A 24,487-nucleotide genomic window follows, 5' to 3' on the forward strand; every position below is an offset into this window, starting at 1 on the left:
AATATTCTAACCTTCTACAAAATGAAGGTAAAAAACACATTTCTTAAATAACTTCCATTAAAAATTCAGCTAGAGTCAAAACTCTAGCTGAATCAAATCTTAGTTCATTCTATTAAACAAGTTCTCCAATAGCCATATCATCTTTAACATCAACTATTTTTACTTGTAATAATTGTCCTCTTATATTTTTATCTGAATGTACTTCAACTTTTAAGTAATTTTTTGTATACCCTTCATGAACACCTTCTTCTTTAGATGCCATTTCAAATAATACTTCTAGAGTTTTTCCTAAATGAGCTTTTGCAAATTCATTTTCATATCTTTTAGTTAACTCTATTAAAGCCTTACTTCTTTCTTCTTTCTTATTTCCATCAACTTGATTTTCCATCGATTCAGCTTTAGTTCCTTTTCTTGGACTATACTTAAATACATGAAGTTTACTTAATTTTATTCTTTCTAAGAATTTATAAGTTTCAGCAAACTCTTCATCAGTTTCCCCTGGGAATCCAACTATTACATCTGTAGTTATAGAAACATTTTCTATTCTACTCTTTAATAAATCTACAATAGCTTCATATTCTTCAGCTGTATATCTTCTGTTCATTCTTTTTAAAGTTGCATTACATCCACTTTGAAGTGATAAATGGAATTGAGGGCAAAGTTTCTTTAATTTAAATATTCTATTTACTACGTCTTCAGTAAAGAAATTAGGTTCTATAGAACCAATTCTAACTCTTTCTATTCCATCAATTTCTTCTATTTGTTCTAAGATATCAACTAAAGTTGTTCTATCTTCAACTTCAAAATCATCTCCATAAGATGCTATATGAATACCTGATAATATAACTTCTTTAAATCCATTTTCAGCAAGTTTTTTTATTTCTTCTATAACTTTAATAGGATTCTTTGAGCATATAGCTCCTCTTGTATAAGGAATAATACAATAAGTACAGAATCTATTACATCCATCTTGGATTTTTAAGAATGCTCTAGTTTTATCTTGATAATCTTCTATTGTTAAATCTTCAAATATTTTATTTTTAAGGACTGCTCCTACTTTAACTTGTTGCTTTCCTTCATCCTTAGCTTTATTTATGTAGTAAATTATGTCACCCTTATTTCTAGTTCCTAAAACTACATCAACACCTTCGATTCCACTTACTTCTGTTGATGCAATTTGTGAATAACATCCTACTACTGCTATTATAGCTTCTGGATTTTCTCTTCTTGCTTTGCTTACAAATTGTCTAGATTTTTTATCTCCCATGTTAGTTACTGAACAAGTATTAATTACATATACATCAGCATAACCATTAAAATCTACAATTTCATATCCTTCTTTTATGAATTTTTCAGTCATAGCCTCTGATTCATATTGATTAACTCTACATCCTAGAGTTGAAAATGCTACTTTCATTCTAAATTTCTCCTCCTAAATCTCCAAACTCATATTGTAATAAAGAGGCACAAGTAAATCCTGCTGTTTCTGTTCTTAAAATCCTTGGACCTAAGGTTACTATATGAGCTCCTATTTTCTTTAGATTCTCTATTTCTTCTTCTTCAAATCCGCCTTCTGGACCTACCATTATAGCTACTTTTTTTATTTCTTTATCTTTTACTTCTTCTTTTAATGCTTTAATTCCGTATCCTGTGGCGTTTTCATAAGGTATAACAATTAAATCCATTTCCTTCATCATTTCCATAGCTTCTTCAAAACTCATAGGCTCTAACACCTTAGCAATTTTACTTCTTTTACTTTGTTTTGCTGCTTCTAGGGCAATTTTATTTAATCTATCAAGTTTTTTAAATTCACCCTTAAGCTTAACATCAACCCTAGAAGTTATAACTGGAATAAATTCATCCATTCCAAGTTCTATTCCCTTTTGAACAATCAAATCCATTTTAGTTGCCTTTGGCATAGCTTGAAATAAAGTTATGCTTATAGGACTTTCATTGTTTATATCTAATTTTTCTATTAATCTAACCTTAACTTCTGTCTTTGATATTTCCTCAACTTCTCCAAGATATTCTTCTCCCTGAAGATTGTTTATAGAAACCTTCTCTCCCGCTGTAACTCTTAAAACTTTGTATATATGTTTAACATCATCACCTTGGATAAAAGCATGGGTATCTGTAAATAGATTTATTGGCGTAAAAAATTTATGCATAATAAAATGACCCCTTTAAAACTATTTTAATTTTGCAACTATACAGTTCCATTCTCCGTCTTTATTTACTTCTATTATTTCAAAGCCTTCACTTTCTAACTTATCAATTACCATTTGTCTTCTTTCGTGAATTATTCCTGATGTTATGAATAAACCATCTTCTTTTAATACTTTCTTAGCATCATCTACTAATACACATATTATTTCAGCTAATATATTAGCTACAACTAAATCAGCTTTTCCTTCAACTACTTCAACTAAGTTTCCATGAAGAACTTCTATATTATCAACGTTATTATATCCTATATTTATTTTAGCTGACTCAACTGCTACAGGGTCTAAGTCTACTCCAACAACATGTTTAGCATTTAATTTTGATGCTATTAAAGCAAGTATTCCTGAACCTGTTCCAATATCAAATACTGTACTATCTTCTTTGACATACTTTTCAAGTGCTGCTGCACACATTCTAGTTGTTTCATGAGTTCCTGTACCAAAAGCCATACCTGGATCTAGTTCTACTAATAACTCATTATCTTTTACTTCGTAATCTTCCCAAATTGGTTTTATAACTATTCTTTCACCAATTTTAGTTGGCTTATAATACTTCTTCCAGTTATTTGCCCAATCTTCTTCTTGCATAGAATTTACTTCAACTGTACCTTCCCCTAAGTCTATACCTACTTCTCTAAGTTCTGCTACTCTTTCCTTTATGTATTCTACTATTTCTTCTATATTATCTTCTTCTGCAAAATACCCTTTCACTACAGCAGCTTTACCTTTATATTCCAATATGTTTAAATCTGCAAAATCCCAAGTTAATGGACCTTGCTCTCTTCCTAAAATATCATTAGGGTCTTCTATAGCTACACCTTTACAATCTAAGCTATAAAATATTCCTGATACTGGCTCTAAAGCCTCGCTCTTAGTTATTACTTTTATTTCAATCCAATTACCTTCCAAGATTATCATCCTTCCCTGTATTCTCTGCGACTAATAATTTATTTTACACTTTATCTTATAGGTAGTCAATGCAATGACTTCTCTATTTAAATAATAAAAGAACAAATAAATATGTTTATACATAATTGAAAAAGGTCCCCAAAATAGGAACCCTTTTCCTTAAATTTATTTAAATTTATCGAAAAATCCTTTTCTCTTGCTATGATGTTCTTCAGTAGCAGTTTCCTCTCCTAAAGTCACCATAAATGCTCTTAATGCTTCTTCTTGTTCTTTATTAAGATTCTTAGGAACTTCAACTATAATATTTACATATTGATTTCCTCTAGCATTTGAATTTATTCTTGGAGCACCTTTTCCTTTTAATCTAAATCTAGTTCCTGGTTGAGTACCTGCTGGAACTGTATACTTAACATTTCCATCAATAGTTGGTACTGTAATTTCTTCTCCAAGAGCTGCCTTTGTCATAGATATTTTATAATCGTAGAAAATATCTGCTCCCTCTCTCTTGAATATCTTAGATGGAACTACATTTATTCTAACGTAAATATCTCCAGCTGGACCACCATTTATTCCATGGTCACCTTGTCCTCTTAATGTTAGTATATTTCCATTATCAACACCCGCTGGTATATTTATTGTTATTTTTCTAGTTTTTCTTGTTCTTCCTTTTCCCTTACATTCGTTACATGGCTCATCTATTACTTCACCAGTTCCACCGCAGGCATCACAAGCACTAGTTGAAACAAAACTTCCAAGTGGAGTTTGTCTTTGAACTCTAATTTGTCCTGATCCACTACATTTTGAACAAGTTTTCTTAGATGTTCCTGGTTTAGCCCCTGTTCCACTACAAGTTTCACAACTTTCCGTTCTAGTTATATTAAATTGTTTTTCTACACCTTTCATAGCTTCTTCGAATTCTATTGTTAGTTGATATTCTAAATCGCTACCTCTTCTTGGTGCATTTTTTCTTCTACTACTTCCGCCGAAGCCACCGCCTCCGCCACCAAAGAATGTTTCAAATATGTCTCCAAATCCTCCCATTTCTGAGAAATCGAAGCCTCCAAATCCACCAGCTCCGCCGCCACCGAAGCCACCTTCCATACCAGCATGACCAAATTGATCATATCTAGCTTTTTGCTCTGCATCAGATAGCACTTGATATGCTTCATTTATTTCTTTGAATTTCTCTTCAGCTTCTTTATCACCTTTATTTTTATCTGGATGATACTTTATTGCTAATTTTCTAAAAGCTTTTTTTATTTCATCCTCTGATGCACCTTTTTGCAGCCCAAGGACCTCATAATAATCTCTCTTAGACATTATTCTCACCACCTATATATTCTTTACTTATTGTTCTACTTAGAAAAAGGGAAGACCCTTGCCTTCCCTTTTAATTAAATTCTTTTTTATATTATATCAGAGCTTAAGGCTTTTTTGTAGTTAATTATTTATCTTCATCTACTTTAAAGTCTGCATCTACAACATTGTCATCATGAGGAGCTTGGTTTGCTTCTGCTCCACCCATGTTGTTTGGATCAAATCCTGCACCTTGAGCAGCTTCTGGATTTTGTTGATATAATTTTGATGATATAGCATAGAATTCTTGTTGTAATTCATCCATAGCTTTCTTAATAGCTTCTATATCTTCTCCATCTTTTACAGCTTTAAGAGCTTCCATTTTAGCTTCTAATTTGCTCTTATCTTCTGCTGATAATTTATCTCCTAAATCTGCTATAGTTTTTTCAGTTTGGTAGAATACTTGTTCAGCATTGTTTTTAACTTCTATAGATTCTTTTCTCTTCTTATCTTCTTCAGCGAATTTTTCAGCTTCTTTAACAGCTGCTTCTACTTCTGCATCTGAAAGATTTGTTGAAGCTGTTATTGTGATATTAGCTTCTTTATTTGTAGCTTTATCTACTGCTGAAACTTTAACTATACCGTTAGCATCTATATCGAATGATACTTCGATTTGAGGGATTCCTCTTGGAGCTGGTGCTATTCCTGATAATGTAAATCTTCCAAGTGATTTATTATCTCCAGCCATTTCTCTTTCACCTTGAACTACGTGAATTTCAACTGAAGTTTGACCATCAGCAGCAGTTGAGAATACCTGGCTCTTTCTTGTAGGGATAGTTGTATTTCTTTCTATTAATTTAGTTGCAACTCCACCTAAAGTTTCTATTCCTAAGCTAAGTGGTGTAACATCTAATAATAATACGTCTTTAACATCTCCTGTTAAAACTCCACCTTGGATAGCAGCACCCATAGCAACACATTCATCTGGGTTAACTCCTTTTGAAGGTTCTTTTCCAGTAAAGTTTTTAACTGCTTCTTGAACAGCTGGTATTCTAGTTGATCCACCAACTAAGATAACTTTATCTATATCACTTAAGCTTACATTCCCTGCGTTTAATGCACCCTTCATTATATCCATAGTTTTTTCAACTAAGTCTCTAGTCATTTCGTTGAATTTAGCTCTTGTTAAAGTCATATCAACGTGTTTTGGACCTGTAGCATCTGCAGTAATAAATGGTAAGTTTATAATTGTTTGTGAAGCTGATGATAATTCTATTTTAGCTTTTTCAGCTGCTTCTTTTAATCTTTGAAGAGCCATTTTGTCTTGTCTTAAATCTATTCCATTTTGTGCTTTGAAATCGTCAGCTATGAAATCTATTATTCTTTGGTCGAAGTCATCTCCACCAAGTCTTGCATCACCGTTTGTTGATACAACTTCAAATACTCCATCTCCTAAGTCAAGGATAGATACGTCGAAAGTACCACCACCTAGGTCATATACTAATATTTTATGAGCATCATCCATTTTATCTAAACCATATGATAAAGCAGCTGCTGTTGGTTCGTTTATTATTCTCTTAACATCTAAACCAGCTATTCTACCAGCATCTTTAGTCGCTTGTCTTTCAGCATCATTGAAGTAAGCTGGAACTGTGATAACAGCTTCTGTTACTTTTTCTCCTAAGTAGCTTTCAGCATCAGCTTTTAATTTTTGAAGTATCATTGCTGATATTTCTTGTGGAGTATAATCTTTTCCATCTATGTTAGTTTTATGGTCTGTTCCCATATGTCTTTTGATTGAAATTATTGTTTTATCTGGATTTGTTATCGCTTGTCTTTTAGCTATTTGTCCAACTAATCTTTCTCCATTAGCTTGGAATGAAACTACTGAAGGAGTAGTTCTAGCACCTTCTGCATTTGTTATAACAACTGGTTCTCCACCTTCCATAACAGATACACATGAATTTGTTGTTCCTAAATCTATACCAATTATTTTACTCATAATAAAATTCCTCCTAAATAATCTTTTTTATTTAAAATTTATTTTTATCTTTTAATGTTTAATTTCAAATTATAAACTTTTATTAGTTTACAACTTTAACCATTGCATGTCTTATTACCTTATCTCCTCTTTTATATCCTTTTTGGAAGACTTCAGCAACTTGATTTGGTCCAAAATTTTCATCTTGTACATGCATTACTGCTTCATGTACATTAGGATCAAATCCTTCAGACACATCTATTTCTTGAACATCTAATTTACCTAGAGCATCAATGAATTGTCTTATAGTCATTTCAACACCTTTTTTAAGGTCTTCAACGCTACCATCAACTAAAACTGCTCTTTCTAAATTATCTAATACAGGAAGCATTTTTGAAAGTACATCTGTACAAGCATCACTGTAAATTCTTTCTTTTTCTTTGTCTGTTCTTTTTCTGTAATTTTCATATTCTGCATTTATTCTAAGCAGTCTATCTTTTAAGGTATCAAGCTCATTTTGTAGTTTTTTATTTTTTCCTTCAAATAGCATATGTTTTTCCCTTAATTCCTTTAGCTCATCTATTTCTTCAGTTTCTTCTTCGGAACTTACTTCCTCGCTATTTTCATCTACATTTGGCTCTTCTTCTAAAACTTCCTCTTTATTTAAAACTTCATCTTCTATTCCATTTTTATTATCTTCCATTATTTTTTGGCCACCTCATTTCTATCATTTAAATATAAACCAACTTATAAATTTAGCTTATTAAATATAACAATCATCTTTAATAATGACTATTCATCATTTAAAGTTTCATTTAATTCCTTCATAACCATATTCATAATACTTAAGACTTTAGAATAATTTATTCTTTTTGGTCCTATAAGAGCTATAGTTCCTAATTCTTTACCTCCTAATGTGTAATTAGCAGATATTATTGCACAATCATTAGCTTCTGGAACGAAATTTTCATCTCCAATTCTAACAGTTATGCCGTCATTATTTCCTATTAGCTTTGGTATTTCTGTTTTGTTATGGAGTAATGATAACATTTTTTTTGCATTTTCAATGTCATTATACTCAGGATAATTAAATATATTTGTGGTTCCTTCCATAAATAATTCGTCAACAGTTTTACTGTTAAGGCCTTCATATAAAGCAGGAAGTACAGCTTCAACTATATCATCATAACCACCTAATTTTTCTTTTAGGCCTTCAATAACTTCTAGAGTTATTTGTTCGATAAATAGTTCTTTTAAGTCATTAGTTATTATTTTCCCTATATTTGAAAGTACTTCTTCATTAGGTACATAACTAACTTTAACTAATTTATTCTTTATAATCCCACTGTCCATTACCATTATACAAAGTATTCCATTATTATCTACTTTGATTAATTGTATAGAAATAACACAATTTCTTTTCACAGATCTTGTATTAACAACACAAGTTAATTTGGTCAGATCAGATAATAAGCTACTAACATGATGAATTAATGTATTTATTTCATATTCATTTTTTAGTATTTGATGCTTAATTATAGCTTCCTCTTCCTGTGAAAGTCTTTCACATTCCATTATTCTATCTACATATAATCTATATCCCTTATTAGAAGGAACTCTCCCAGCTGACGTATGAGGTTGCTCTAAGAGCCCCATTTCTTCTAAGTCAGCCATTTCATTTCTTATAGTAGCTGGACTTATACCAAGATTGTATTTTTTAGCGATAGTTCTAGAACCAACCGGTTCACCTGTAGAAATATAATCTCTTATAATAGCATGCAGAATTTTTAATTTTCTATCATCTATCATTACTATCACCTCTTTTATTAGCACTCATTAATATCGAGTGCTAATTACTATAGTCTTATAATATGCTTTTATCCTAAATTCGTCAATATTATTTTTTAAAGGAAAATACTTCATTTATGGAGATTATAAAGAATTATCTTCCTCATTCTCCATTTTAGATATATAATCACCTTTAATTAAATCTTTTATTTTTAACCGTAAATAGCCATTATTCCTAATCTCCTCATAGGAAATTTCTTTTCAAAATTACTTTTACAATAAAAATTCTGCCATTATTTGATTAGACCATTCTATTCCTTGAGAACTAAGATATAGATTATCTCCATTTCTAATTATAAGTTTTGCCTTTTCATATTTATTTAATAAAGGACCGTATACTTCTTCAATAGATTTGCCAAATCTTTTTTCAAATTCACTTATACTAATACCTTTTATTTTTCTAAGACCCATAAACATAAATTCTTCCATATTGTCTTTTAAAGAATTAATAATTTCTTCTTCCACTATAGGATTATCATTATTTATCCCTTCTATGTATTTTTCAACTACTGATGTATTAGTTAATCTTTTATTATCAATATAAGAACTGGCAGCACTTCCAACACCTATCCAACTATCCATATTCCAATAAGCTAAATTATGCCTACATTCTAATCCTATCTTTGAGTAATTAGATATTTCATATTGATAATATCCAGCCTCTAATAATTTACTTTTAGCCAAATTATACATTTCTCTTTCAACTTCTTCTTCAGGAACCTTTAACTTATCCTCTTCATAGAGTTTATAAAAAGCTGTTCCTTCTTCAATAATTAAGCTATAAGCTGAAATATGTTCTGGGTTTAAAGCTATTATCCTTTCTAGGCTTTCTTTCCAGTTTTCTAAACTTTGATTTGGTAGCCCAAAAATTAAATCTACATTTATATTATTAAAACCAAAATCTCTTGCTTCCTTAAAATTCTTTTCGAATTCATCATAATCATGAATACGACCAATAGATTTAAGTAAAGTGTTTTGTACTGCTTGAAGTCCCATACTTATTCTATTAACACCATATTCCTTCATTATTTTTAACTTTTCTCTTGTTAAATTTCCTGGATTACACTCCATAGTATGTTCAATATTGTTACTTAAATTTAATTTACTTACTTCCTTTAAAAGCATTTCTAATTCATTAACTCCTAAGGAACTCGGTGTTCCACCACCAATAAAAATAGTATTAATTAAATACTCCTTAGTAATCTTATTATTCATTTCTTTAATTAAAGCTTTAATATAAGCTTCCTTTAATTGTCCCTTACCCGCAAAGGAAGGAAAATCACAGTAAAAACATTTTTGATCACAAAAAGGTATATGTATATATAATGATATTTCTTTCATAAATTCCTCCAAAAATTTTTATTTTATATGACTTCCACTAAAATCTAAATAGAGTTAAAAGTCCATATAAATTAAGTCTACATTCATTAGTTATATAATATCATAAGAAAAATTCCCTGTAATATATTAAGAAATCACATCTATTATATGTTTTCTTCCATTATGTACTTATTATAAATCTTTCATACATTGAAATAATAATAGAGAAAGATTAAATATGAACCATTTTATTATTTAAAGATTAATAAATATTTGAGGTGATATTAATGGCAAAAGCAGGAATGAGATTACCAAATCCAAAAGCTCAACATGGAAAAGAAAGTAACCACAAACCACATCATAAATATGGAGAAAACCAAGTACCAGAAATACAAGGAAAAGAAAAAAATTAATAATAGAAAAAAAGAGGATGTATCAACTTACAGATACATCCTCTCTGCCTTTTATCTAGCTATATAGGTTCACCATTTGTGCCTATATAGCTATCTCTGCAAATGAAAAAATACATTGATAAAAGTAATAAAAAAAAGGATGCATAAAGCATCCTTTTTTTCTAATCTATTTTTAGTACTGCCATAAATGCCTCTTGTGGCACTTCAACAGTTCCTAATTGTCTCATTCTCTTCTTACCTTCTTTTTGTTTCTCAAGAAGTTTTTTCTTTCTTGAAATATCTCCACCATAACACTTAGCAAGAACGTCTTTTCTCATAGCTTTAACAGTTTCTCTAGCTATGATTTTTGAACCTACTGCTGCTTGTATTGGTATTTCAAACATTTGTCTTGGAATTATTTCTTTTAATTTTTCAGCTATTCCTCTACCTTTATTGTAAGCTCTATCTTTAGGAACTATCATAGATAAGGCATCTACAACATCTCCATTAAGAAGTATATCAAGCTTAACAAGTTCTGATTTTTCATAACCTTTTAAATCGTAATCTAGGGATGCATATCCTCTAGTTTTTGATTTTAAAGTATCAAAGAAATCATAAACTATTTCATTTAAAGGCATATCGTAATCTATAACAACCCTTGTTTCTTCTATATATCTCATATCAAGATACTTTCCTCTTCTATCTTGACAAAGTTCCATAACAGCTCCAGTATAATCTGTTGGTGTTATTATTGAAGCTTTAACCATTGGTTCTTCCATGTAAGCTATTTCTGTTGGTTCTGGAAGATTTGTTGGGTTTGTTAAATCAAAAGTTTCTCCATCTGTTTTTGTTACTTTATATATAACTGATGGTGCTGTTGTAATTATATCAAGATTGAATTCTCTTTCTATTCTTTCTTGCATAATTTCCATGTGAAGAAGTCCTAAGAATCCACATCTAAATCCGAATCCAAGAGCTATAGATGTCTCAGGCTCAAAAGTTAATGCTGCATCATTTATTTGAAGTTTTTCTAAAGCTTCTTTAAGTTCTTCGTATTTTGCTCCATCAACAGGGTATATACCTGAGAATACCATTGGCATTGCTGGTTTATATCCCTTTAAAGGTTCAGCTGTTGGGTTATCTGCATAAGTTATAGTATCACCAACTCTAGCATCTCTAACATTCTTTATAGAACCTGTTATGTAACCAACTTCACCTGCTTGAAGTTCATTCACTTGGAATGGTGCTGGAGTAAACACTCCTACCTCTGTTACTTCATATTCTTTTCCTGTTGCCATTAACTTTATTTTAGTTCCTTTTTTAACTTTACCGTCTCTTATTCTTACATAACAAACTACACCCTTATAGCTATCATAGTAAGAATCAAATATTAAAGCTTTTAAAGGTGCATCATTATCACCTTCTGGTGCTGGAACCTTTTCAACTATTTCTTCTAAAACGTCTTCTATGTTTAATCCTGTTTTAGCTGAAATTAATGGGCACTCTTCTGCCTCTATTCCTATTACATCTTCTATTTCCTGCTTTATTTCATCAGGTCTTGCACTTGGCAAATCTATTTTGTTTATTACTGGTACTATCTCTAAATCATTATCTAAAGCTAAATAGCAGTTAGCCAATGTTTGAGCTTGTATTCCTTGACTTGCGTCAACTACAAGTACTGCACCTTCACAAGCCGCTAAGCTTCTTGAAACCTCATAAGTGAAGTCTACATGTCCTGGAGTATCTATTAAGTTTAATATATATTCGTCTCCATTTTCTCTTTTATATATAAGTCTTGCTGCTTGAGACTTTATAGTAATCCCTCTCTCTTTTTCAAGTTCCATTGTATCTAGAACTTGCTCTTCCATTTCCCTCTTAGTTAAGGTTCCTGTTTTCTCAAGAAGTCTATCCGCTAATGTTGATTTACCATGGTCAATATGTGCCACTATAGAAAAGTTTCTAATAAATTTCTTTTTATCCATATTATCTCCTGTCCTTTCTAGCCTAGTTGACAGTATTCACCCCCATTGTAAAATAAGTCAAAATAGATTATACCATAAGTTTTATTCAAAGTGTAAATAATCTAAAATATTAATAAAAAATATCATATACATAATTATTTATGGTGTTTACTGTATCTGTTATAAAATAAAAGCTCTTTGAAAAAATTTTAGTTACTACATTAGTATCTAAATTTATAAAATACTTTCCTAAACCTATTATTAAACCTTCCTTAGAATTATAGGATTTTAAAAAAGCATTGTCATTACTAAAACTCTTTAAATCAACTCCAACCTTTTCCTTTATATCATCATAATTTACTACATACCTTTCATTCTCCATACTATTAAAAGCGTCAGTGACTATTAAATTTATTGTTAACACACCCCAAAGTAAAAATATAATTACTGAAACTAATGTACATGAAAATACTATTTTTTTTCCCAAACAAAAACACCCCTTAAGATAAATATCTATCTTAAAGGATGTCCTAAATTTCACTTTTTATTCAGAATACTCTAAGGTATAAATTAAAGTAAATACTTTAACTTTCATAATATAATTTATAACTCCTAACCTATAGAGATATACCTAAAGTATCTTTTGTCTTATAGTTAATCACTGTAATCCTTCTACACTAATTCTAATTACTTTTTCTATAAACTTCTTCTGCTATTAATCTAGCTATATATTTAGCTGTATTACTAGCCTCTTCAAAGGTGTTTTTGTCTCCACCAACTTCTATCAAAACTGAATTTTTTGATAAATCTTGATTATAAGAGTTACTAGAAGCTCTATTTCTCTCTAAAACTCCCCTATAAAGTTCTGGGAAAAACTCCTTAATATCATCATTCATTCTATTTATTAAGGCCTTTGTTTCATTATAATTAACATTATTTTTTCCAGTTGGGAAAAGTAATTTAACTAAACTTTCCCCATTTATATTTGCAGTAGTTCTCTCTTTAGTTGGTATTCCTCCATCCCTATGGACATCTACTATTAACTTAAAGTCATCATACTTATTTAAATAATTTTGAATTCCTTTTCTAGATGCTCTATATGAATTATTCCAATCTGAACAATATATAGTTTTATCATGTATTACAGATATCCCATAATATTCTTCAAGTTCCTTTTCTATTAAGGAAGTAACTGCAACAATATTCTTACTCATATCATCACTATAAGCATTTCTACCTTCAATATCACCTGTAAAAGCCTCTGTTGTATGAGTATTATATAATAATACCTCTGGCTTTGATTGGTCTAAGGTTTTAACTAGTTTTGGATTTCTAACTCCACTTGGATCTACCTTTTTCTCTTCATTCCCCTTAAGCTCTACGCTTTGTTCTTTTACTGTAAAGGAACTAAGCGTATTATTTTCTACTAATTCATTATTAGATGTAAATCCTCTAAAACCAGCTACTCCATGAGATAATATAGCCTCTAGATTTATTTTATCAACATATAAAGTTTCCATAAGTAAACTCCCTATGGTTACTGTACTTTCTTCATAAGCATCTTTGTCATAATAAGAACCCTTTAAAATAGGAATCCCTCCATTAATCATTTGCACATAAGCATGATTCCCTGTTATATTTCTTGTTAAAGCTACCTTTACAAACCTCGTCATAAATAACATAGATATTACTAGACATATAATCATCCCTATGGGCAGCTCCACTTTCTTATTTAGCCTTACGGTTTCAATCAAAAGCACACCTCCTTTATCTATAGAGATTTATATGCAATGACTTAAAATATTATGTTATGTTTTCTAAAGTTCAGTAGAAATATCTATCTATTATCTTGTCTATAAACTTCCTCTGCAATTATTCTAGCTATATATTTTGCTGTGTTCTTTGCTTCTTCAGGAGTACATTTCTCTGATCCAACCTCCATTAAATAAGCATTTTTAGATAAGTCTTGATTGTATGAATTACTTTTAGCTCTGTTATAAGTAACTATTCCCCTACTTAACCCAGGAAAATTCTTATTTAAATCTTCAATCATCCTATTTATTGTTTCATTACTATGAGCATAGTTAGGATTATTTTTCCCATTTCCAAACATTACTCTAGCAACACTTTCTCCATTTATATTCATGGTTACATTTTCTCTTTTAGGTCCCCCATCTCTATGAAGATCTAAAATGAATTTAAAGTCTCCATACTTGTTTAAATAACTTTGAACCCCTTCTCTAGATCTTTTATAGGCATTATTATAATCTGCTGCATACATAGTTTTATCGTGAATAACAGATATACCATAATACTCTTCTAGTTCCTTTTCTATTAAAGCTCCTACTCCTAATATATTTTTCTCCATATCATTGCTAAATCCACCAGTTTCTCCAAAAGCCTCTGCTGTATGGCTACTATAAATCAAAACTTCAGGCTTTGATTGATCTAAAACTTTTACTATATTAGGATTTCTAGCTTCATTAACTTTAGTATCTTGATTTTCCTTCTTCTCATTTTCAGTGTGCTTTTCTATACTGCTTTCCTTAACAATAAAAGAATCTATATTTTCTTTACTACCACTAAATTCATTTTTAGAGGCAAATTCATTAAATCCCGGTATTTGAAGTGCTAATATAGTTTCTAAATTTATTTTATCAATCCAAAAGGTTTCTAAAACTAAATTTTTAACTGTAACTTCACTTTCCACATAGGCATCCTTATCATAATATTCAGCTTTAAGCATTGGTATTCCTTCATTAATCATCTGAACGTAAGCATGATTACCCATTATATTTCTTGATAAAGCTATATTCATAAATCTAATCATAAAAAATATTGTAAATACTAAAGTAAATATTAATCCCATGGGTAATTCTGAATTTTTCCTCATGGTTCTCGTTGTTAAAGACAAAAAATATCCCTCCTCTCTATAAAAATTTATATGAGTTAAGGGATTTTATTATGTTTACTAATTTAAAAAGCTATTTATTTCATCTATCATCATAGTTGGTTGTAATGCTAGATTTATTCCATTTGCTACTATTTTAGAAATAAAATCTATAATTTCATCTACATCCTTTGGAGTTACCATTAATTCTCCCATGTATGGTCTTAAAAGACTTTTTATAAGTTCTCCTTTTTTACCTCTATCCATTGATTTTAACATTGTATAAAATTCTTTACCTTCTGTGGCTTCTTCTATCATTTCATCTAATACTAAATCCATTGCATCATTAGCTACTGTGGCTGCATTTACAACTGTTGGTACTCCTATAGCTACTACTGGAACTCCTATAGCTTTTTCATTTATTTCCATTCTATTATTTCCAACACCAGCTCCTGGAGCTATACCTGTATTACTTATTTGAATTGTTTTAGCTACTCTTTTCAAACTCCTTGATGAAAGTGCATCAATGCAAATAACTAAATCTGGATTTAGTTTATCTACAAGTGATTTTATTATTTCTCCTGTTTCAATGCCTGTTGTCCCTAATACACCTGGAGCAAGAGCACATACTGGTCTTATTTCTTCATCAATTTCATCTGGTATAAGTTTTTTTAAATGTCTTGTTATCATTAATTTTTTAACTACCTTTGGTCCTAATGCATCTGGAGTAACTGCTATATTTCCAAGACCAATTACTAAAGTAAGACTATCTTCCTTTAAATTTATTATTTTTTCCAAGCTTCCAGCAAGAATATGTGCAACTTGATCCATTATAGCTCCATCATATTGAGTAAGTTCTGGCATTTCTATAGTTATATATTGCCCTATAGGTTTACCCATATTTCTTTCTCCCTCTTCATTTTCTATATGAACAGTAGTTATCTTTATATCTTCTGAGCTTTCTTCTTCTACCTTTACGCCCGTTATAGTTTTATTATTTTCACTTTCGTAAATATCACGTCTTTCAATAGCTAAATCTGTTCTTACATTATACATTTCTACACCTCTCTTCTTTTGTAGTTAACTTATTTTATCCTTTATCCATATTTTTTATGTCTATTTTTCCTTAAAAAATACTTGAACTTATAATGTTTAAATGCTATAATTACCTTTGTTAAATAATGAACTCGTACGCAGATTCCCCAAAACTGCAGATACGCGATAAAAGTTGAAGGGGGTGAACCAGAATGGCAAATATAAAATCAGCAAAAAAGAGAATAAAAGTAACAGCAACTAAGACTTTAAGAAATAAAATGATTAAGTCAGCTCTTAAGACAGCTATAAAGAAATTTGAAGCTGCTGTAGAAGCTAAAAATGTTGAAGAAGCAAAAGCTCTTCATGTTCAAGCAGTTAGAGCTTTAGATATGGCTACAAGCAAAGGTGTAGTACATAAAAACATGGCTGCTAGAAAGAAATCAAAATTAGCTAGCAAATTAAACGCTATGGCTTAATTGTGACGGTGTTAGATAGTCTAACACCTTTTCTTTTTTGCCTAAAAAAAAGCTATATTTTTATATAGCTCTTTTTTATATCTTTATATTAAAATATTAATTACCATAAGTTCTATTTCTGTTTTCTTATCTAAATAAGATTGACTTTTGAGTCTCTTTTCTGTTTCTAAAGATATATTCAGAGCTTTTTTTATTGCTCCTTCTTTAAATTTCCTACTTTGATTTATTAACTTTTCTACCACAAAATTAGGTAACTTAAGTTCTCTGCTTATATCATCTAATCTTTTTCCTTTTTCTAAACATACCTTAGTTATATATAGTTTTTTTAGTTGTTCTTGTATTAATCTTAAAATAGAAAATATATCTTCTCCCTTACTAATAAGCTCATTAATTAGGTCAATGGCTTTATTAGCTCTCTTTTGTGATATAAACTCTATTAAATCAAACATGTCATCTTCACTTGTTTTAGGTAACATTAAATTTATATCTTCTTTAGTTATTTCTCTACCTTCTGTAAAGTTTATTAATTTATCTACTTCTCTCTCGATTATATCAAAGTTATTTTCAACCATTTCAGAAAAATACTTAAGTTCTATTTTACCAATATTTTTCCCCTGTTCTTTAAATATATTCTCTATTTTATTAGTTAATCTCACACCTTTTAATTTATCAACTAAAACAATAGTGCACCCCTTTTTATCTAAATCTATTATCTTCTTAAACTTATTAGCTCGTTCTCTTTTATCGCTTAAAAGTAAATACCCTATTACTAAAGTACTTGAAGGAGGATTTATAAAATAATCCTTTGCTTTCTCATAGAAAGCTTTATTTTCATTATCACATTTATCCCTTAAAAAATTTGTTCTTGCCATTACAACAGCTCTTCTATCAGCCATAAAAGGCAATGTTTCACAGGCATTCATAAACTCATCAAAATTTAAATTATTTCCATCAAACTTTGCTAGATTTAAGTCTAAAAAGCTTTTATCTATAGATGCTGAAATAATTTTATTAACAGACTCTTTCATCAAAAACTCATCTGTTCCACATAAAACATAGGAATTTTTTATATTACCACTTTTAATCTCTTCCTCTAATTTTAATAAATCAATCACTACTAAGTACCTCTTTCATCTATATATATAAACTTACCCTTATGATAAAGTCTTTTTTCTTTTTTTAGCAAGTCAATTATATCATATTTATTTTTCTTTAACATTACAAAGGAATTCTCTATTTTTTTATTTAAAACTAAATGTATTTCTTCATCTATTTTTATAATCTCTTCTTTTTTTATTTCCTTTACATCTCCAACAGAGTAATTCTTCTTTATTTCCTCAATAAAATATTCATTATCACTAGCTGTAAAAGCTTCTTTGTAAAAACCCTTTTTTATTATAATTCCGTTGTTCCAATTGCTCTTAAAAACTGATATTGTAGTTCCAAAATTAAAATTTCCTATAATTATTCCTAAAAAAATAAAGTATCCAAGCTCCTTAAATTTAAATTTACTAACATTCATATAATGCATGTAAAAGCAAATAATCATTAAAGAATATCCTACAAAGGCAACTAGATTTAAATATAACATAGGCATAGCAAGATAATTTAAAAATTCTATCAAAATACTATAAATCCCTAAAATACTATTTATTAAAACCAATAAAAAACTTATATTTAAAGAAAATATAAAAGTAAAGAAAAGAAATATCCCCAAAGGTAGCATTATTGATATAATAGGTGTTAAAACTAAAGAACCTAATAAAAAATTTAAAGAAAAACTTCCAAAAACAATTATCATATATGGAAACACAAAAAATTGAGCTGAAATACTTAAAGAAATACTTTCTCTTATAATCTTAGGTAATCTATAAAATCCTCTACTAAAAAAATTTATATAATAACAAAATTCCAGCAGTGGCTAAATAACTTAAATGGAAACCAACATCTACTATGTTTATAGGCTTAATTATAAGCAATATTAATGCTGAAAAGCCCAAAGCACTTATATTATCATATTTCTTAAATACTGTAGTAGAAAGTGATAAACAACTTATCATAAGAAATGCTCTAATGGCCGATGCTGTCATTCCCGTTAATATAACATAAGAGAAAGCTACTACTAATGCTATATTATTATTTAAAATCTTTTTTATAATTTGATGAATTATAGCTATATGAAATCCTGATATACAAATCAAATGTATAACACCTAAAGTTTTAAATTTTTCCTTCTCTTCTTTTTCTAAAAATTCCTTATTTCCAAAAGTTAAAGCTGTTATTACTGCACTATGCTCTTTCCTTATATATTTATTTAAATATTCATTATAAGCTTTTGGTATAGAGCGTAATTTATAAATCCAATCATATTTTACATCTATTATTTCATAAACAAATAAATCCCCTACAATTGCCTTGTCTAAATCTATGCTTCTTTTAAACTTTCCCTTAAATTTAATCACTTCATTTTTTTCAAAGTTATTTTCCTTAGAATTTATATAAACTTTCCTTCCATTTAAAGTTCCTAGAGAATATTTAGAATATACCTCTTCAACTCTAGCTTCATAGAAACCATATTTATTTCCAACTAAATTAAAATAAGCAAAGATAGAAATATAACCTAAAATAAAAAAACATAATAGTATTTTAAAATATTTTAATTCATAAAAAAAATATATATATATAACAAAGAGTGCAGTAATTACCACTGCACTCAGTTGATTTTGATTCCAAAATAGATATGTAACTATGCCAATTATAGTCCCCATTAGTATATGTAATATAGGCTTATTTATCAAAATCTTTGGTACATTCATTTAATCACCTCAACTTTAATACTTCCCACTTATAGGAAATAAATTCACCTATATCTAAGATTTTTCTTTCAACCTTCTCATAATTTATTATTAATAAAGAAAATAAAATTGGAAGAAATAAAAAATTAAATAAAAGAATACCATATCTTAATGAAACCTTTAATATTAATTCTAAAAATAAGACTACTATAGCCTCACCAATTAATATATTTTTTGTTAAAATTAAAGTTTTCCCTAAGTTATACTTATGTTTCTTACAATTATCATATAAGTATATAATGTTTTTTAATATGTTATCTCCTATACTTACAGTGCTTAAGGTTTTAATAAGTGCTGCAACATTATTTCCCTTAGCTATACTAACATCTGATAATAAAACTGATGGTATATGAGATAAATTTTCTCCTGTAGAGCATACTCTATATTTATTTTCTACAAAAATTTCTATAATTTTATTTCTTATATCAGGATTAATTCTACAAAATACTTTAACTCTTGATAAAACTTCTATAATTTCTTCTTTTCCTAAAGATAATAGCTCAACTCCTGAAATAACTTCTGACATATTATTAACTAATCCAACATCTTTCCCTATTCTATAAGCAGTGATTTTATTATCATCAGTAAATAAAATAGGTACTATATTTCTTTTTTTAATTTCATCTATTATTTCTTCAACATTTTCTTTCTTTGGATTTTCATAACCTATAAGACCAACAAAAACTAAATTACTCTCTATATTTTCATCCTCTGTAGGTTCATAATTAAAACTTCTATAAGCAAAAGCTTCTGTAACATAGCCTGTATTTTCAAAATTGAAATCTATTTTTTTAATAGTTTCAATCATTTCATTGTCTAAAGTCTTCTCTACTCCATCTATCATTATATAAGATGACCTTGCTAAAATCTCGTCTAATGCCCCTCTAACATTTGCTCTATAATTTTTATTCACTTTATTTACTGTTGTTTTTATTCCTTTATATCCATCATTAACAACTTCAAATATTCTTTTATTTTTTGCTTCCATAGATGATTTAAACACACCATTTTCCGAAGCAAACTTAAGAGTTGCTCCTTCCTTTAAATCTCCACTATAACTCTCTGTAACTTTATTATACTTAGAGTTATTGCAAAGAACAGCTATGGACATAATCCTTTCATTATTAATTTCATTGGTATTAATTTTTCCTTTTTCATTAATTTCATTATTTGTATAAATAGCCTTAACATTCATTTTTTCTTCTGTAATTGCAGCTAATTTATCAACAAATAAAACATTTATATTATCAAAGGTTTTCAAATATTCTTCTTTTAAATCACTTATTCCTTTTCTTTTAAAACTTTCTATATTCCTCTTTACAGTCAAAAATTTAAACATATCTAAGAAGTTAAGAGTTCCAATTATAAATAAAGAGTATATTCCTAAATTTTTAACATTTTCAACCTTTACTATGTAATAAGTAAAAAGAATAATTAAACTTAAGGTTATACCATAAATATTAAATTTTTTCTTAAACTCATTTATTTTATTATCAGCTATTGGTGATTTTTTATTATATAAATCAAAATATTTAACAATATTGCCTAGCTTAGTGTTACTTCCAATAGAAACTACTATGCCTCTCCCCTCACCAGAAACTATTCTAGTTCCCCTAAAGGCCATGTTATAAACTTCCTTTAAAGAATTTATTTCTCCATCAATTCTTGCTGAGTTTTTTAAACTTATAAATTCTTCTCCTAAAACATTTCTTTCATTTATCTTTAAATTCTCTGCTTCAATAATTCTTATATCAGCTGGAACAAGATTTCCACTCTTTAATAAAACAATATCTCCTATAACGAGATCCTCTGCTTTTATAAAATCTCTTATGCCACCTCTCATTACCCAAACATCTGTGTAATTTAAATTATTAATAGCATCTATTTCAGCTAATTTTTTCTTTTTATTTTTAAAAAAAATATATACCTTAAATACTAATAATATAAATAATAAAATTCCTTCCATATAAGCCCTTAAAAATATTAAAGCACCTATTATAAAAATAACTAAAAAAGAGATTTCTTCTAAGATAAGCTTAAAATTAGACTTTTCTGACTTTCCTTTTAAATTTAAATTATTCTTTCCAGAAGTTTTCATACTAATTTCTAATTGCTTAAAAGATAAACCTCGTTTTGAATCGCTATTAAGAACTTCAACAATTCTACTCCAACTTAAATTGTACCACCTATTCATTCTTGTCCATCATTCCCCCATATTATTTTCAACCAACGCCTTATTCTAAAATTTTAAATAATCAAAAAAATTATATTACTTTTTTCTATGCATGTCATCATATTTTATGGAATTATGACTAAAAATTAACTTTTAGTATGAAAAAGCTATGATTCTATAAAATTAACCCTTGAATTTACATTATTCTTCTTCTAATAAAAAAAGCTATACAGATACAAATAATATATCTATATAGCTATGTAAAATATAGAGGGGATGTATCCTTAAGTTTGATACATCCCCATCTCTTTTTTTATTGTCCTTGATTTGAATCAGTTGTTGTTTTTACTGGTAAATTTTCAAAAGAACTAGCTGGTGCATTTTCTATTACTTTAAATGCATAACCATGATCTTTGAAATATTTTATTATATCTGGTAAAGCTTTCACTGTATCACTCTTTGCAGGAGCATCATGCATTAATATAATAACATGATTTTCTTTTGATGCAGCTCTTGTTACATTTGCCACCATTTTTGATACTGACATTTGACTAGTTGTTTCTGCATCTCCAGTCTCTGCATCCCAATCTATAGCTGTTATATGAGCTTTATCTAAAGCTTCATTAAAGCTTTCTAAATTAGGGTCTTTATAATAAGTTCTAGACATATATCCACCTGGTAGTCTTAAAACTCTAGTATTAAAGTTAGGTCCTAATATAGCATCAAATAGAGCATTTGTTTCATCTACTTGATTTATAAATTCAGTAGGATTTACTTTATTACCTGGATATAATTGTTTTAATTCATGGTTATATGTGTGATTTCCTATAGCATTTCCATCAGCAATTTCTTCTCTTAATACTTGTTGTAACTTAGGATTATTCTTTAAGTTATTTCCTATTGTAAAGAAAGTTCCATGTACTCCATTCTCCTTTAATATATTTAATATTTTAGGAGTATTATTAACGCTTGGACCATCATCAAAAGTTAAGAATACTTCTTTGTTTGTATCCTTTGAATTTCCTGCTATCATTTGAGCTACTTCATTGGCTGGAACAGCATAAGCCTGTGCAGACTCTATAATATTCTCGCCTTTAACTATTTCATCTGGGTTATAACCTGCATATGGTGGTGTTATAGTACCTAAATCATATTTTTTACTATTTTGAGTAGTAGCATTATTGTTACTTGTAGTTTTTTGAGTAGATTGAGTAGTTTTTTGAGTATTAGAACTACTTTGTTGTACTACCTTATTATCTTTCTCTGTTTTTGTAATCCAAAATCCAAATCCAGCTATTATTATAAGTATAACAACTAAAATTGAAAGTCTTCTTACAACGTACTTGTTGTTGTTTCTTTTGTTTCTTTCTAATCTGTTCATCTACTTGCCTTTCATCTTTGAGTTAGTATTTTTTAATTATTTATAAAATGACCTTTAATTCAAAATCAAATTTTAATTAAATCCCTAAATCTATTATGATTAATTTTAGTCAAATTAATCTCTTCACCAAAGTTAAAAATCCGACTCTAAATTTCGGCCTATTTAATCTAATATATATTAATATTTATCTCATGAGTAGCATCCATAAATACTCTAATTTTCTATAAATTAGATATAAATAAACTCATATTCTTAAATAAACTTTAACTATTGCATATATAATTATAAAATCAAAAAAATAATAAAGGTAACATATTAAAGACAAAAAGTTTTAAAATTTTGTGAACATTTACGGGGTTATTTTTAAAACTTCACTTAATCAGCCTATATTCTCATATTCTATTTTTTTCATCTAACTATATATACCAGTTAATACTTTAATCCCCTTTATAAAAACTTAAAATTAACATTTTATTAATATTTTAATTTAAATATCTTTTCCCTTTAATTATATATTTACGATATGCTTCCACAGGTTTACTTATTATTCTTTTAATTTATCTTTTATATTTACTAATATTTTTTTCTCTATACGTGATACTTGAACTTGACTTATTCCAAGTAACTTAGCTACTTCACTCTGTGTTTTATCTTTAAAATATCTAAGAACAATTATTTTTCTTGATTTAGAATCTAAATCTCTAATAGCTTCCTTTAATGCAATTTTTTCTATCATATCCTCTTGTTCATCAGAGTCCTCACTTATCTTATCTATAAGTAATATTGGTGATCCTTCATCTTGATGAATAGTATCATGTAAATAACTCATATTATTCACTGATTCTAAAGCTAATAAAATTTCTTCTTTATCAACACCAACATAATTAGCTAATTCGTCTATAGTTGGTTCCCTTCCTAATTCTTTTAATAAAATTTCCTTTTGAAAATGAAGCTTTTGGGCTAAAACCTTTAAATTTCTACTTACTTTTATAATACCATCATCACGTAAAAACCTCTTAATTTCTCCTAAAATCATTGGTACTGCATAAGTAGAAAACTTAACATCATAGGAAGAGTCAAAATTATTTATTGCTTTTACAAGCCCCATACATCCTAATTGGAATATATCTTCATATTCATAGCCTCTATTTAAAAACTTTTTGCATAATGATGAAACTAAAGGGGTATTTATTTCAACAAGGGTATTCATAGCCTCTTTGTCCCCTTTTTTAGCTAATTCAACTAAGAGCTTATTGTCATTATAGCCATATTTTTTTATATTAGATGTATTCATAATCTATCACCTATTCCAAAGTGCTAAATTTTTTTTTCATAATCACTTTAGTACCTTTATGTTTTTCACTTCTAACATCAATTTCATCCATAAAGCTCTCCATAACAGTAAACCCCATCCCAGATCTCTCAAGTTCTGGTTTAGATGTATACAATGGTTCTCTTGCCTCTTCAATATTATCTATACCAACACCATTATCTTCAATTATTATGTTAACCTCTCTATCTTCTATAGCTGCCTCTATTTTAACAAATTTACTTTCATCATTATTATATCCATGGATTATAGCATTAGTTACAGCTTCAGAAACTGCTGTTTTCACATCTGTTAACTCATCTAGAGTTGGATCTAATTGTGAAATAAATGCTGCTACAGCTACCCTAGCAAAAGCTTCATTTTGAGACTTTGCTAAAAACTCCAATATAATCTTATTATCATTCATCACTCATTCCTC

22 protein-coding genes are annotated in these 24,487 nt (G+C 28.7%); 2 read left to right on the forward strand and 20 right to left on the reverse strand.

The features are described 5' to 3' along the window. Window positions 1-112: 112 nt before the first annotated feature. From mtaB to hemW, 8 genes are all read right to left on the reverse strand, one after another. Window positions 113-1,417 carry a tRNA (N(6)-L-threonylcarbamoyladenosine(37)-C(2))-methylthiotransferase MtaB gene (gene mtaB, locus ARA19_RS12340; protein ID WP_055071269.1) on the reverse strand — a complete coding sequence of 435 codons (1,305 nt, stop codon included), beginning with the start codon at window positions 1,415-1,417 and terminating at the stop codon, window positions 113-115. A gap of 1 nt (window position 1,418) precedes the next feature. After that, window positions 1,419-2,168, reverse strand: coding sequence for a 16S rRNA (uracil(1498)-N(3))-methyltransferase (locus ARA19_RS12345; protein WP_055071270.1), 750 nt, complete (start codon window positions 2,166-2,168; stop codon window positions 1,419-1,421). Between the two features lie 21 nt (window positions 2,169-2,189). Next, on the reverse strand, window positions 2,190-3,131 hold the full coding sequence (prmA, locus tag ARA19_RS12350) for a 50S ribosomal protein L11 methyltransferase (RefSeq protein ID WP_055071271.1): 942 nt from the start codon (window positions 3,129-3,131) through the stop codon (window positions 2,190-2,192). 165 nt (window positions 3,132-3,296) lie between these two features. After that, window positions 3,297-4,451 carry a molecular chaperone DnaJ gene (dnaJ, locus tag ARA19_RS12355; protein WP_055071272.1) on the reverse strand — a complete coding sequence of 385 codons (1,155 nt, stop codon included), beginning with the start codon at window positions 4,449-4,451 and terminating at the stop codon, window positions 3,297-3,299. 124 nt (window positions 4,452-4,575) lie between these two features. After that, a complete protein-coding gene (gene dnaK / locus ARA19_RS12360) occupies window positions 4,576-6,429 on the reverse strand; it encodes a molecular chaperone DnaK (protein WP_055071273.1) in 1,854 nt (617 codons plus the stop codon). Window positions 6,430-6,511: 82 nt separating this feature from the next. Beyond that, on the reverse strand, window positions 6,512-7,111 hold the full coding sequence (gene grpE / locus ARA19_RS12365) for a nucleotide exchange factor GrpE (RefSeq protein ID WP_055071274.1): 600 nt from the start codon (window positions 7,109-7,111) through the stop codon (window positions 6,512-6,514). Between the two features lie 89 nt (window positions 7,112-7,200). Further along, window positions 7,201-8,217 (reverse strand): heat-inducible transcriptional repressor HrcA, encoded by a 1,017-nt coding sequence (gene hrcA / locus ARA19_RS12370; RefSeq protein WP_055071275.1) that lies wholly within the window; start codon window positions 8,215-8,217, stop codon window positions 7,201-7,203. 252 nt (window positions 8,218-8,469) lie between these two features. After that, on the reverse strand, window positions 8,470-9,597 hold the full coding sequence (gene hemW, locus ARA19_RS12375) for a radical SAM family heme chaperone HemW (RefSeq protein WP_055071276.1): 1,128 nt from the start codon (window positions 9,595-9,597) through the stop codon (window positions 8,470-8,472). A 266-nt stretch (window positions 9,598-9,863) separates the two neighbouring features. Here hemW and ARA19_RS18145 point away from each other — a divergent pair, with 266 nt between their 5' ends. Next, window positions 9,864-9,989 carry a hypothetical protein gene (locus ARA19_RS18145; RefSeq protein ID WP_278321699.1) on the forward strand — a complete coding sequence of 42 codons (126 nt, stop codon included), beginning with the start codon at window positions 9,864-9,866 and terminating at the stop codon, window positions 9,987-9,989. Window positions 9,990-10,150: 161 nt separating this feature from the next. On the opposite strand, the gene lepA is transcribed toward ARA19_RS18145, so the two are convergent. The 5 genes from lepA to gpr form a co-directional block, all read right to left on the reverse strand. Continuing rightward, complete coding sequence (gene lepA, locus ARA19_RS12380) at window positions 10,151-11,950, reverse strand: translation elongation factor 4 (RefSeq protein ID WP_055071277.1); 1,800 nt, start codon at window positions 11,948-11,950, stop codon at window positions 10,151-10,153. Window positions 11,951-12,059: 109 nt separating this feature from the next. Further along, entirely contained in the window at window positions 12,060-12,416 is a 357-nt protein-coding gene (locus ARA19_RS12385; protein ID WP_055071278.1) for a hypothetical protein, read from the reverse strand. 196 nt (window positions 12,417-12,612) lie between these two features. After that, window positions 12,613-13,602 carry a stage II sporulation protein P gene (locus ARA19_RS12390; RefSeq protein ID WP_207643343.1) on the reverse strand — a complete coding sequence of 330 codons (990 nt, stop codon included), beginning with the start codon at window positions 13,600-13,602 and terminating at the stop codon, window positions 12,613-12,615. Window positions 13,603-13,766: 164 nt separating this feature from the next. Next, window positions 13,767-14,843, reverse strand: coding sequence for a stage II sporulation protein P (locus ARA19_RS12395; RefSeq protein WP_055071280.1), 1,077 nt, complete (start codon window positions 14,841-14,843; stop codon window positions 13,767-13,769). A gap of 57 nt (window positions 14,844-14,900) precedes the next feature. After that, window positions 14,901-15,875 carry a GPR endopeptidase gene (gene gpr, locus ARA19_RS12400; protein ID WP_055071281.1) on the reverse strand — a complete coding sequence of 325 codons (975 nt, stop codon included), beginning with the start codon at window positions 15,873-15,875 and terminating at the stop codon, window positions 14,901-14,903. A gap of 191 nt (window positions 15,876-16,066) precedes the next feature. On the opposite strand from gpr, the gene rpsT reads away from it, so the two are divergent. Further along, window positions 16,067-16,330: a 30S ribosomal protein S20 gene (gene rpsT / locus ARA19_RS12405; protein ID WP_055071282.1), complete on the forward strand. Its 264-nt coding sequence runs from the start codon at window positions 16,067-16,069 to the stop codon at window positions 16,328-16,330. An 83-nt stretch (window positions 16,331-16,413) separates the two neighbouring features. Here rpsT and holA read toward each other — a convergent pair whose 3' ends face one another. The 7 genes from holA to spoIIAB form a co-directional block, all read right to left on the reverse strand. Further along, the gene (gene holA / locus ARA19_RS12410) at window positions 16,414-17,445 is read right to left on the reverse strand and encodes a DNA polymerase III subunit delta (RefSeq protein ID WP_055071283.1); all 1,032 of its coding nucleotides are present in this window, start codon (window positions 17,443-17,445) and stop codon (window positions 16,414-16,416) included. 2 nt (window positions 17,446-17,447) lie between these two features. Then, the gene (locus ARA19_RS18150; RefSeq protein WP_341382806.1) at window positions 17,448-18,248 is read right to left on the reverse strand and encodes a ComEC/Rec2 family competence protein; all 801 of its coding nucleotides are present in this window, start codon (window positions 18,246-18,248) and stop codon (window positions 17,448-17,450) included. After that, a complete protein-coding gene (locus ARA19_RS18155) occupies window positions 18,214-19,146 on the reverse strand; it encodes a ComEC/Rec2 family competence protein (protein ID WP_055071285.1) in 933 nt (310 codons plus the stop codon). Before ARA19_RS18155 ends, ARA19_RS18150 begins: the two co-directional genes overlap by 35 nt. A gap of 4 nt (window positions 19,147-19,150) precedes the next feature. Further along, window positions 19,151-21,379, reverse strand: a complete 2,229-nt coding sequence (locus tag ARA19_RS12425) for a P-type ATPase actuator domain-containing protein (RefSeq protein WP_055071286.1) — start codon at window positions 21,377-21,379, stop codon at window positions 19,151-19,153. 292 nt (window positions 21,380-21,671) lie between these two features. Beyond that, the gene (locus ARA19_RS12430) at window positions 21,672-22,739 is read right to left on the reverse strand and encodes a polysaccharide deacetylase family protein (RefSeq protein ID WP_055071287.1); all 1,068 of its coding nucleotides are present in this window, start codon (window positions 22,737-22,739) and stop codon (window positions 21,672-21,674) included. 544 nt (window positions 22,740-23,283) lie between these two features. Beyond that, a complete protein-coding gene (gene sigF / locus ARA19_RS12435; RefSeq protein ID WP_055071288.1) occupies window positions 23,284-24,033 on the reverse strand; it encodes an RNA polymerase sporulation sigma factor SigF in 750 nt (249 codons plus the stop codon). A 10-nt stretch (window positions 24,034-24,043) separates the two neighbouring features. Further along, window positions 24,044-24,475, reverse strand: a complete 432-nt coding sequence (gene spoIIAB, locus ARA19_RS12440) for an anti-sigma F factor (protein WP_055071289.1) — start codon at window positions 24,473-24,475, stop codon at window positions 24,044-24,046. Window positions 24,476-24,487: the final 12 nt, after the last annotated feature.

The sequence above is a fragment of the Clostridium massiliamazoniense genome, assembly GCF_001403635.1.
Classification (GTDB): domain Bacteria; phylum Bacillota; class Clostridia; order Clostridiales; family Clostridiaceae; genus Sarcina; species Sarcina massiliamazoniense.